11 protein-coding genes are annotated in these 12,300 nt (G+C 36.0%); all 11 read right to left on the bottom strand.

Going from position 1 to position 12,300, the window contains the following annotated elements; all coding sequences use genetic code 11:
- Positions 1-17: 17 nt before the first annotated feature.
- The 11 genes from QP439_RS03700 to QP439_RS03650 all read right to left on the bottom strand — a co-directional run bounded on the left by QP439_RS03700 (position 18) and on the right by QP439_RS03650 (position 12,180).
- Positions 18-1,088 (bottom strand): glycosyltransferase family 2 protein, encoded by a 1,071-nt coding sequence (locus QP439_RS03700; RefSeq protein ID WP_285387669.1) that lies wholly within the window; start codon positions 1,086-1,088, stop codon positions 18-20.
- Positions 1,085-2,053 carry a DUF6625 family protein gene (locus QP439_RS03695; protein WP_285387666.1) on the bottom strand — a complete coding sequence of 323 codons (969 nt, stop codon included), beginning with the start codon at positions 2,051-2,053 and terminating at the stop codon, positions 1,085-1,087. The genes QP439_RS03700 and QP439_RS03695 overlap by 4 nt, the downstream gene beginning before the upstream one ends.
- Complete coding sequence (locus tag QP439_RS03690; RefSeq protein ID WP_049551048.1) at positions 2,050-2,691, bottom strand: DUF1919 domain-containing protein; 642 nt, start codon at positions 2,689-2,691, stop codon at positions 2,050-2,052. The genes QP439_RS03695 and QP439_RS03690 overlap by 4 nt, the downstream gene beginning before the upstream one ends.
- A 1-nt stretch (position 2,692) precedes the next feature.
- The gene (locus QP439_RS03685) at positions 2,693-3,841 is read right to left on the bottom strand and encodes a glycosyltransferase family 4 protein (RefSeq protein ID WP_285387663.1); all 1,149 of its coding nucleotides are present in this window, start codon (positions 3,839-3,841) and stop codon (positions 2,693-2,695) included.
- Positions 3,842-3,843: 2 nt separating this feature from the next.
- Positions 3,844-5,016 carry a beta 1-4 rhamnosyltransferase Cps2T gene (gene cps2T / locus QP439_RS03680; protein ID WP_285387662.1) on the bottom strand — a complete coding sequence of 391 codons (1,173 nt, stop codon included), beginning with the start codon at positions 5,014-5,016 and terminating at the stop codon, positions 3,844-3,846.
- A 34-nt stretch (positions 5,017-5,050) separates the two neighbouring features.
- On the bottom strand, positions 5,051-6,400 hold the full coding sequence (locus tag QP439_RS03675) for a sugar transferase (RefSeq protein WP_285387661.1): 1,350 nt from the start codon (positions 6,398-6,400) through the stop codon (positions 5,051-5,053).
- Positions 6,401-6,423: 23 nt separating this feature from the next.
- Entirely contained in the window at positions 6,424-7,137 is a 714-nt protein-coding gene (locus QP439_RS03670) for a tyrosine-protein kinase (RefSeq protein ID WP_285387659.1), read from the bottom strand.
- 10 nt (positions 7,138-7,147) lie between these two features.
- The gene (locus QP439_RS03665) at positions 7,148-7,840 is read right to left on the bottom strand and encodes a CspC family polysaccharide chain length determinant protein (RefSeq protein ID WP_000662188.1); all 693 of its coding nucleotides are present in this window, start codon (positions 7,838-7,840) and stop codon (positions 7,148-7,150) included.
- 8 nt (positions 7,841-7,848) lie between these two features.
- The gene (cps4B, locus tag QP439_RS03660; protein ID WP_285387657.1) at positions 7,849-8,580 is read right to left on the bottom strand and encodes a capsular polysaccharide biosynthesis protein Cps4B; all 732 of its coding nucleotides are present in this window, start codon (positions 8,578-8,580) and stop codon (positions 7,849-7,851) included.
- Between the two features lie 5 nt (positions 8,581-8,585).
- Positions 8,586-10,031, bottom strand: a complete 1,446-nt coding sequence (gene cpsA, locus QP439_RS03655) for an LCP family glycopolymer transferase CpsA (protein ID WP_285387655.1) — start codon at positions 10,029-10,031, stop codon at positions 8,586-8,588.
- Positions 10,032-10,221: 190 nt separating this feature from the next.
- Complete coding sequence (locus tag QP439_RS03650; protein WP_285387653.1) at positions 10,222-12,180, bottom strand: peptide ABC transporter substrate-binding protein; 1,959 nt, start codon at positions 12,178-12,180, stop codon at positions 10,222-10,224.
- Between the last annotated feature and the right edge of the window lie 120 nt (positions 12,181-12,300).

Here is a 12,300-nt window from a genome sequence, read left to right as displayed (position 1 = left end):
AATGCTTATAGCCAGAATTATTTAAAAGCAATCTTGCGTAAGATTGGATTCATTTTCATTTTTTCAATAAATATAACGATCTGAAATTTTTTTCTGGTGAGAAGATCAATGCTCAATCTCCGAAGAAATAAAGAAAAGTTTCTTTGTCTCAACAACTCCTTATAAGATCCAATAATTTGCTCTCCATTATTCAAAAAAATACTTTCAAATGCCTCATTATCAACTAAAGATTGTAATAATTCTATTTTTTTTTGTCTTCTCAACTTTAAATTTGAAATTTGAAAAGCTGCACTGACAACTATTTTAGTCTTAATTTCTTGAATTAGTGTTTCATCTTCAATTTGGAATTGTTTTAGTAATTTTTGCAATTCTTGAAGTTCATCTAATTGAATTTCAATTCTCCTAGGATGAAAACTGGTCAATGCTGAACCACTTCTACCAGCAATATAATTATAGAGTATCGAATCAATAAATAAAATAGTATTTAAATGTCGATAAACTTGAAAATTGAATAAAGTATCTTCTCCTATTTGTTTATTAGGAAACCTAATATCATGCTTTAAAATAAATGTCTTGTTATAGATTCTCGACCAAACATTATACATCATATCAGTTTTGAATAATTCTATAAATTCATTTCTAAATTCATTCTTTCCAAGAAGACCACAATGTGTATAAAAATGAGGGCGACAAGACAATACAGTATTCCTATTTTCTTTAATTTCATTGTAGCCAAAACTAAGAACATCCCATTTTTGTTTTAAATTAGAAGAAATCTTCTCAAAGAAATTATCTGACAAAAAATCATCCGGATCCATAAAATATAAATAATTTCCCTTCGATAAAGAAATACCTAAATTCCTAGCTTCTGCCACTCCGTTATTTTCGATGTGACTAACAAAAACATTTGAAAAATTACTTTGGTACTCATCACAAATCGCACCACTTTTATCACTTGAACCATCATTAATTAGCAGAATTTCATATGTGATTGATGATGGTTGCAAAAGTATTGAATCTAGACCCCTTCTTAAATAATCTTCAACATTATATACTGGAACAATAATGCTCAAATCTATATTATTCATTTACTCTTCATCCTTAACTTATGTCGAATAAAACCTAATGTCCACTTTTCTCTCTTAAACTTCTTTAAAAATGTTGACTTAACATATTCCCAATAAAATCTATTATTTGTTACTTTTTCAATCTCTTGTATAGAAATTTTATCTCCAACGACTAGTCGGTTAGGTATAACATAAAATGAATCGACAACCTCAAACTCTGGACATTCAATCGTCCTTTTTTGGAAATGTGCATATAATGGATGTTTAACGACTAGCTTATTGTCTTTAATTTCAATACTTTCAAGTCCATTCTTTTCTGACCAAAAATAATAGCGTTTAGGTTCATTTTCACCATATTCTCGAAATGAGAAATGACTAATATCGATATCATGAAAGAATTTATCTTGCAGTTGTTTGAAATTATTTTTTTCAAAAATCTTTTGGATACCATCTGCCTCATCAAAAATAAAAGTTTGCTCATTAGTGAAGACATTATGATAATCTAATCGATAGTTTAAACCTCTACCAGACATGAATACATGATTAACGTCTTGTGAATTTTTAAATATTTGGAGGTGACCAAAAAGACCATATCGAGCATAATCATTCTCAAAAAAGCTATGCTTTTCCAGAAATTGATAAATATCACCAAGTAAGACATCTGTATCACAAAATCCCCAGTAATCATACTCTTTTAATTCTTTTTCAAAAATAAGCCCGTAAGCAACCCTATAGTCACATAATTTGTAAGGTGTTTTGAGAGAAATTTTAAAATCAAACTTAGACTGGACTTTTTCTCTTAACTCATCAAAAGAAAGAGTTACAAATTCTATATTTTTAGCATTTAAAATTTCAAATTGGTCAACCTTTTGATCCGTATAAATTAAGAAATCAATCTTTTGATTACGTTTGGCAGTCAACAAAAAATAAGGGAAAAACTTTGGAAGTTTTCCGAAATATGGAATAATTAGTCTTATCTTTTTCATTTAGTTAAATCCTCCCCACCCTTATTCAACCAAGTAACAGCATTAAAATAGCGGTGGTAAGTTTTTAAATCGATACCCACATGGCCTTGCTTCTCAGCTGATTTAAAGTGGACCAACGAAGGTAGGTCACTATAATTCTTCGAAGAGAAAATCACCTTACTCTTGTATGGAAGCTCTTCAAACTCTTTCATCAACTCATAGGTACAGGCATCATTATCATTGAACTTGAAATATAGATTATCCCAATGCATTCTCTTTAAACGGCGATTCCATTTTTGAGTAGCTTCTTCTTCATCTGCATAATGCAAAAAATGAAGTTCAATATCATCAAGAAGTGCAAGTGGATAAGCATTATCAAAGTCTTTGATATATTTTGATTCCTTAACAAATTTCAAGGGGATGTCTCCACTCAAATAGTGTTTTAAATTCTTGAGCATTTTGATGTAATCAGGCGAAAAGAGAAACATCCCTACAAATGGTGTTTGATAAGGCAAGCCCAACTCCTGATAAACTTTCCCAGCCCAACAATTATCACTAATGATAGTGAAATTTTTATTCTTGAGCCTTCGTCTAGGAATAAAATTAATAATTGGATAAACGATAGGTTTTAATTTATTTTTTAGTGTTTCGCTGTTCATATTAGTACTTCTTATATAACTCTGAGAAATTACGAATATAACTTTGTAATGAAAAGAGTTCTTTTTGGCGTTTGACAGAAGCCTTGCCAAATTGCTCTCTCTTCTCGGTGTTATCAGCCAATTCTTGAATAGTTTTAGACAACTCTGCAGGCTGATTTGGTGTGGCAAGAAGACCGTTTTCATCTTCCTTAACCATTTCACAGACACCACCATGACGGTAGCCGACTACAGGTTTGCCACAAGCCATTGATTCGAGAACCACAGTTGGTAGAGGATCTGGATTGGTACTTGGCAAGACAAAGATATCAAACATATTATAGAGCTCTGTTGTCTTGCTATAATAATCGATACGTTTGATTTGTCCAGCTACTGGTGAGTCTGATATAACCTTCTCTAGCTCATCAACTCGCCATTCTTCACCTTCAAAAGCACTCCCTGCCAGAAAGGCTACTGCTTTTGGATTAGCTTTTAAGATTGGAGTCACGGCTTCTAAGAAGTCGCCTTGACCTTTCCATGCATTCACTCGACCAACCATTCCGATAACCAAAGCATCCTGTGCAATACCAAACTGGTCACGAACTGCACTAGCATCCATTTCATGATAGACGGCATTATCAACACCATTATATATGACTTGAACTTGGTCATTTTTTACAAAGCGAGACTGCTTGACGTGGTTGGCAACAGCATTTGAAACTGTCACAATCGTATCCGCATAACGCCCCATCAAAAAGTTGATAAAATCAGAGATTGCTTTTGGTTTAACAATAATTTCATGCACATGCCAAATCAAAGGTAATTTCAACTTACGTTTGAGATAAATACCCTCAAGTACCGCAGTCGTATTGTTGTGAATAAGAGTAATGTCATTATCCTTAGCATATTTAGCAATTTGCTTTGAATAACGATTATAAGAGCCAAAATACTCAAGAATTCCCTTAGGATTAAAATATTTACGACGCAAGATTGGATAATCGATAACTCTAACTTTAGCACCAACACTCTCCAATGCACCAACTAAGACACCATCATTGGGTAAAATAATGTGTACTTCAAATTCGTCTTTATTCAAACCTTTAATAAGCTCCAACAAAACCTTGTCAGCGCCATACATTTCGGCACCAGCGTGGAGATATAAAATTTTCTGCATTTCTAACCTTTAAATAATTTCTCGTAGTCTGTAACAATCTTTTTCCAAGTGAAAGCATCCGCAATTCTCTGATTTGATTGTCTATCTAACTCATCAATCATTTTTGCATCGAATTGTTCAACTTTCTCGATTACTTGTGAAAGCTCATCTTTTTTCCAATAAATCGCACTTTGCTCCCCAACTTCTCGGTTAAAACCAACATCTAGCAACAAATTCAGTTTTGTTGATGCTAGAGCTTCTAGTAGAGAAGGGTTTGTCCCCCCAACCTCATGCCCATGGAAATAGGCAAAAGCATTTTCACGAATGTACTTGAGCAACTCTTGGTCATAGACTGTACCAACAAATTTGACCCTAGTATCTTTGTCAAAACCAGTATCCTGTAACAATTGATCGTAAAATTTATTCTGCTCTACATTTGTGATGAGGACAAAGTCCTTCTTGGACTTGGACTTGATAAATTCACGAATCATGGTTTCGTAGTTGTTTTCAGGGACGAATCGTCCCACCACTAGATAATAACCATTTTCGTTAATTCCTTTTTCCTGATACCAGTTCCGAACCTTTGTATCTTCTGCTTTCAGGTTTGAAGGAGCAGTATCAGTACCATAGGCAATATAGGTGGTCTCTGGTTGATACTGTTTATAATCCTCTTTGATATATTTTTCGATATTTTTGCTATCACATACCAGTAAATCAGCATGCTTGACCATGAGTTGCTCTGAAAATTTCCAGTACTTACGAACTGGCAGGCTCCACTTTGCTCGCAACCATTCATGGCCATCTGGATTCACAAGCAAGGTGCCCCCAATAGCTCGAATTTTTCTCTTAATTCTTGAAATAAAAGGACCAATACGACAAGCTAGAATGTAAAAAATGGGAGCTTCGTCCTTGTTTTCCTTAGCCATTTCAATAGCCTTGTTGACTGCTGCAATATCGTAAGCGATGGCGCGGGCTGGTCCGATATTAGGCACATCAACATTGAAACAAATGGCTCCATTATGCTCAAACCGGTCTTCCGTGATACCAGACTTGGCTGAATTTTCACGCATACAAGCAACATAATATTGTATGTTGCTGTCTTTTTGGTATTCGGTTAATTTTTCAACAAAGGTTTCAAACCCTCCATATTTGGCAGGAATTCCTTTTGAACCAATGATATAAACTGCTTTTCTCATATCACTCCTACTTTATTTTATAATAAAACAAAAATTACTTCGCTCCATCTTTTATCAATACAACCTTAACTGTTTTTATTAGAATTTCTATATCTTTCCAAATTGTCCAGCCATCTAAATAAGTAACGTCTAATTTTACTACATCATCGAAGTTTGTAATATTACTTCTACCGCTAATCTGCCAAAGGCCTGTGATTCCAGGTTTAAAACTGAGACGACGTTTTTGTTCGGGTGTATACTTCATGTATTCATCTAAGGTTGGTGGTCTAGTACCAACTAAACTCATATCGCCTTTTAAAACATTCCAAAATTGTGGCAGTTCATCTAAACTCGTCTTTCTAATAAAGTGCCCAATCTTTGTCACACGTGGATCATTTTCAATTTTAAACATTCCACCCTGCATCTGGTTCTGACTCATCAAGTCTTTCTTGATTTCCTCCGCATCTACTCTCATGGAGCGGAATTTGTAAAATTTAAATACTCGTCCATTTCTACCAACCCTATCTTGGGCAAAAATAGCAGGACCTCCATCTCTTTTTATCAGAGGAACAAGAAAAATAGACACTATACCACAAATCACTAAACCAAATAAGGATCCGATTATATCCATCATTCGTTTTAAAGCAACATCACTAGAACGATAAAAGGTTGTTGAAAAATTAACCACACTAGAATTCCCAAAACGTTGAATCGCTTTTTCACTATTGGTTACAAATTCTAAAGCCGCTATATTGACAGCTACTGGTAAGCCCATTGTTTCAAATTGAGAAACAAAATCTGCAATTAAAAAATTTTCACTTGGGAGATTAATCACCACTTGATCTACTACTGATCTCGTAGCATAGGTTACTAGATTATCCAACGTAACGACTGTAAAATTAGAAGCTTCAAAAGGCTCATCATCTACAATACAAACAGATGAAACATAGCCATACTCATAAGTAGAAAGTTGATTTAGTACTCTACCAACTCGTGCACGCGTAGTTACTAGCAAGATACGTTGAGTATATTTTTTTTTGCGAGAAAAGAACTTCCAAACCTTACGAGTGAAGAAATTAAGTACTAGGATAAAAAGCGTATTTACCCCTATAATCCACAATAAATTGTAGATGCTTAAATCAGGTAAGTCGGGTGCTAACAATGGAAAAACAACAATAGCTAATAACAGATAGACCAATTCGTACTTTATTGTCTGTATCAGTTCTTCTGCTATACTCCGATATTTGAAATTCTTACTATAATCACTGACATAGTAAGAAATGACATGAACAACCATTAGAAATAGTATATGTTCATGGATATTCAATACAAAAGGTATCAGATAAATTGGAAACAGTTGTATTATGAGAATCTCTAATTTTCGAATATTTGATACTTCTCTCAAAACTACCTCCTAGGTAACTCTACCTACTTCTTTTTCCCATAATTTCCGTAGGAACCATAGGCTCCATAGGCTCCATAACCACCATAAGCTCCATATTTTTCAACTTCGGTGTTAAATTTATTTAGAACTACACCTAAAAAAGGAGTTCCTGTTTGTTCTAACTGTTCCTTCGCCTTTAAGACATCACGACGTTTTGTCTCTCCAGCCGCAGTTACTAAGATAGAAGCGTCACATTTTTGTGTAATGATAGCAGCGTCAATAACCATCCCAATCGGTGTAGTATCTACAATGACATAGTCAAAATACTTGCGCAGGGTATCAATCATGGTGTGGAAATTTTCACTCTGCAGGAGGGCTGTTGGGTTAGGTGATATCGGTCCTGCCTGAATAACAAATAGGTTATCAATATTGGTATCACAGAGACCATTTGAAAGATCAGTAGTTCCAGCTAAGAAGTCAGTTAACCCAGTAATTTTTTCCCTTGACTTGAAAACACCAGACATAACTGAATTACGGATATCCGCATCAACTATCAATGTTTTATAGCCTGCACGCGCGAAAGCCCAGGCTATATTAGTTGACGTTGTAGATTTCCCTTCACCAGGTTTGACAGATGAAATAGCAAGAACTTTCAAATTATCACCACTCAATTGAATATTGGTACGCAAAGCATTATAGTGTTCTTCAGCTTTTTTAGCAAAATCTAAACGCTTTTTTGAGATTTCTAATGTTGGCATATTTTCTCCCTTACTTTAACTTATCCAAATCTGGAACAATTCCTAAAAGTGCAACCTGCATGACTTCTTCGACATCTTCTGGTCGTTTGACACGATCGTCCAATAATTCAAGCAATACGACTGCAACAACCATCACTGCTCCACCTACTAGGAAAGCAAGCGCAGTATTTCGACGAATATTAGGTGAAGATGGTGTTATTGCTGGTCTAGCTTCCTCTAATGTTGTTACATCAGATACACGAGTTACCTTAATGATTTTTTCAGCTGCCACTTCACGAAGAGCATTTGCGATACGACTTGCTTCTTCTGGTTGATCATCCTTAACAACGATCGATACGATACGAGTATCTACCGGTACTGTCACCTGAATTTTCTTAGTTAGTTCTTTAACTGTTTTCTCTAATTTTAGATTTGAAATAACTTTTTCCAGTACATCTTGCGAAAGGATAATTTCCTTATAGTCTTTTACAAGATAGGTACCTGCCTGCAAATCCTGATTCGTCAACCCTGTATTTTCAGATTGATTGCGACTAACAACATAGATTCGTGTTGTACTAGCATATTCCGGTTTCAACACAAAACTACTCAAGCCAAATGCAAGTAACGCTGTCACAACCGCAGTTAGTATGATAGCGAGTTTCTTCTTCCAAAGGATTTTAAATAATTGAACAACATCAATTCCGATTTCTTTATTTTCTTTCATGTCAACTCCTAAATAATTTGATCTGCCAAGATAAAGCGAGGATTTTCGATAAATAATTCTCTCGCCTTTCTTTCACCGTATTGTTTTGAGACGATCTCATAAGCTTCTTTCATGTAAGGCGGTCTTTGGTCTAAATTGTGCATATCACTAGCAACAAAATGTACCAAGTCACGCTCTAGAAAATAGCGAGCTCGTTTCTTCATAAATTTATATTTATCCCCAAATAACTTTGGTTTTAAAATACTTGAACTATTGATTTGAGTGTAGCAACCCATATCAATCAACTCTTTTACCCGTTTTTCGTTATTTTCTAATTCATGATAACGTTCAATGTGGGCAACTACAGGCGTTACCCCAAGCATGAGAACATTGCTCAAAGCAGTATGGATTTCCCGATAAGGAGTCGCCATACTAAACTCAATGAGAGCATAGCGTGTCCCATTAAGACTTGGAATCACCTGTTTTTCTAACTTCTCAAGCACATCATGGGTATAATAAATTTCTGCTCCATAGAGAATGGTCAAATCTGGAGCCACTTCCTTGGCTAGTTCCTTAACTTCTTGGAAGTTTGTTTCTATTGTCTCCTCAGGAGTTTCAAACATTCCTTTTCGTCTATGCGATGTCGATACAATAGTCCTTACCCCTTGCCTATAAGCTTCTGTCAAAAGCGCCTTGCTTTCTTGCTTAGATTTTGGACCATCATCCACACCAAATACAATATGCGAATGAATATCAATCATTTTTCTTATTTCCCTTCCATCACATCATTGATTGCAGCCTTGGCTGACTCTAAACTGCTATCACTTATCTCCATCATGTAGAGGTTACTATCAGGCATGGCATAGGATGGTAAATCCATATGCCCTGTCCCTTTAAGATCTTGCGAATTGATCTTATAAGTTCCACCACTTTCAAGTTGGGCATTAACCAAATTCATCATGGTTTCAAGCGGCATATTGGTTTGAATCGAATCTTGCAGCCCTTTTATGATACTGTCATAATTTTTCAAAGCTTCTGTAGAGGTTAATTTTTGCAGTATGGCAACAATGACCTTTTGCTGGTTACGACCACGATCCCGATCTCCATCTGCCAGAGAATAGCGCTCACGCACAAAGCCAAGAGCTTGCTCCGAATCAAGATGAACATTCCCTATAGGGAAATGAAACTTACCATGTAATGATGTGAAATCCTGATCATTATAGACATCAACTCCACCAAGAAGATCAATCAATTTCAAGAAAGATGTGAAATTCAAACGAGCGTAGTAGTTTAAATCAATACCGTAGAGATTTTCCAGTGTATGAATGGAAGCATCTACTCCATAAATACCTGCATGGGTCAACTTATCTTTTTGGTTGTTCCCACCATCTGCAATTGGGACATAGGAATCACGAGGGGTTGTTGTTAAGAGAATCTTTTTCGTTTCGCGATTCACTGTCATAATGATATTGACATCCGATCGAGAAACTGAACTGATGGGACCGTAAGTATCAATTCCACTGATATAAACATTGAAACTGTCACCTTTGACATCTTTTGGAGTTTCAACCGTCTTAGTCAATTCTTTGGTATAGATTTTCTTAATTTTTGAAGCATAGTCAGGATATTCTGATTCGATAATATTTTCAAAGACACTGTTTAGAATGATTGCCTTTGTATCACCGGCTAGCAAGCTCTTATAGGCCGCAAGATAGGAGCTACTTTCTTCAACTGTCAATTCCTTATTTTGACTAGCTTTCAGATCATTCATCAACTGTTGGATATTATCCTTATCCGTCCCAGTCGGTCCCGTTACACTAGTTACCTGACTGATATTATCAATTGAACTATCTGCCAACACCGCAATACTCATCGAATAATTTGAGTAGTTAGATGTCGCATTCAGGCGACTGGTAAATCCAATGAACTGCCCTACAGCAAAGAGAGAAGTACCATTAATCAAAATACCCAGTAATAATAAAATCAGTGTCAGATTTTTAACTTTCCTGGACCGAATTAAAAAGAAACACAAGATGGCTAAGGCCACAATTAAGAAGGTAACTACTATATTGAGATATCGGAAGGCTAGCATATTGTACTTGAAAATCAAAAACAACAAAAAGACTGCTAGTACTGCATAGACAGCTAGCAACCCCCAACTAATCATAATCTTTGTTTTACCCTGACGAGCTCTCTTTGAAGATCTACTCACGATATACCTCTATTATCAATTTTATTTCATTTCATTATATCATAAAAAAATACACTTGTGGGGTAAATCCACTTAGGTAAGGCGTTTTCATCTTCTTTCCGAAACATTACTTTTCACTTGCAAACAATTACATCAATAAACTTACTATATAAATATCAAAACGAGGTTCCTTACGGAACCTCGCTCATCATTATTTAACATGATTTTCTGCTTCTTTTTGGGCTTTTTCGATTGCTTTTTTGCTTTCTTGCTCCCATTTGGTCTTCGCTTCTTCATACTGTTTAGTTGTCACAGTATCTTTTTGCAGTTTCATATACTTGTAGTTATTGCCATCACCCTTGATGCCGACCAATGAATACCCTCTTGTAAATGGTGTTACTCTGGTCACAGAAGCTGTTCCACCACTTGACATAGCTGACATGATCAGAGAATTGTCAATCATCCAAGCCTGTGCTTCAGCATATTTTTCATAGCGTTTGGCTACATCTTTATTTTCACTATCTGCATCTTTGAGCATCTTGGTGTAAGTATCGAGACCCAGACTAGCAATTTTCGATTTATCTTCCTGAGCATCTAGACCAAAGATCTTGAGGTAGAATCCATCCTCTGCATTGAAAGGATTGAGATAAGTTGACGGATCTTGGTAATCACCTACCCAACCATCAAAGTTCAAATCGTAGTCTCGATCAGCTGGAGTCGGCGCCAAGAAGGCTACGTTATTAAAATCATCCGTTGATAGTTGCTGAACATCAATAACAATATTATCAGCACCTAAAACTGACTCAAGGGTCTGCTTAACAGAGTTCATGCCTGTCACAGCATTTTTACTTGTCTGATCAACGGCTACATCCAAGTGAATAGGGAAAGTCACACCTTGACTTGCCAATTCTTTTTTAGCTTCTGCAAATTTTGCTTGGGCTTTTTCTTTGTTAAAGTAGGCATCCTGAGCATCTGCCAAGTTAATACCTGACCATTCTGTGCCATAGTTGACCAATTTAGAAGCGACTACTTCTCCAAAGGTCTTGTCTCCCACTTGGACAAATGTAGGAGGTACTAGGGTGTTACGAAGGGTCTTACTAGCTGCTTCTTCCCCATTTGACTGGGCAGAATAAGCTGCACGATCCAAGGCAAAGTTCACCGCTTGACGGAAGTTCTTGTTCAAGACAGCTGTCTCAGTTGATTTTTTCTGCTCATCTGTCGTTTTAGACGTATGGTTGTAAGCCTTACGGTTAACGTTGAAATTGAAGTACCAAGAAGTCTTGTCCTGCAAGCTATAAACGATATTATCCTTATATTTTTCCTTGGTCTTAGCAAAGTTAGAACTATTTGGATAAACCCCAGCGATTGAATAGGCTCCACTTTCAAAGTTACGGATAGTCAATTCTTGGTCTGAACCATCAAAATAAGCCAATTTCACGTGTTCAATTGATACTTTGTCATGATCATAGTAATGCGGATTTTTCACATACTCGATCGATGATTTTGATGTGAAATCTTTTAACAAATAAGGTCCACTGTAAAGAATGCTATCTGGAGATAGAGTACCAAAATCTTTCCCTTTTGAGTTTAAAAACTCTTCATTTACCGGGAAAAGAATACTGTTGGTTGTTTTTGAGTTCCAGTAAGGTTCTGGGCGTGACAAAGTATACTCAACAGTCTGGTCGTCGATTGCCTTCACCCCAACCTTAGAAAAGTCAGAATCCGCTCCTGTAATATAATCATTCAAGCCCTTGATCGAATTTTGAATCAAGTCAATGGCCTGTGATTTATTGTCCACTGCGTACTTTATCCCTGTCACAAAATCCTGTGCCTTAACTGGGGCGTACTCTTCACCGTCAGCCGTGAACCATTTGGCATCTTTTCTCAGTTTATAGGTATAAGTCAGACCGTCGCTTGAAACAGACCAGTCTTCTGCCAAAGACGGAACTAAGTTTCCGTGATTGTCATTTTCAAGCAAACCATCAACTAGGTTAGTAATAATAGCTGTATTATCAGCGTAGTAGTCTAATAAATAATTAAATGTAGTTGGGTTTCCACTAAAGGTTGATGAGTAAGTTTTTGTATCTGAACCTGATTGTCCGCAAGCAGCTAAAAGCAAAGCAGCCGCAAAAGTCAGGCCTGCACTAAGTACACGCTTTTTTGTAGTCATCTTCTTTCTCCTTCATGTTAGTTTTTGTAACATATGTTTATTTTACCAAAATATTGGAAATTTGTAAAGTTAATTGAATTTCTAGAATGAAAATTTATAAACCTTAGTCATAAAAAAACA

The organism is Streptococcus sp. UMB1203 (assembly GCF_030217725.1).
In the GTDB taxonomy this organism is placed as follows: Bacteria; Bacillota; Bacilli; order Lactobacillales; family Streptococcaceae; genus Streptococcus.
The sequence above is the reverse complement of the archived record's forward strand: the minus strand, read 5'-3'. Positions and strand labels throughout refer to the sequence as shown.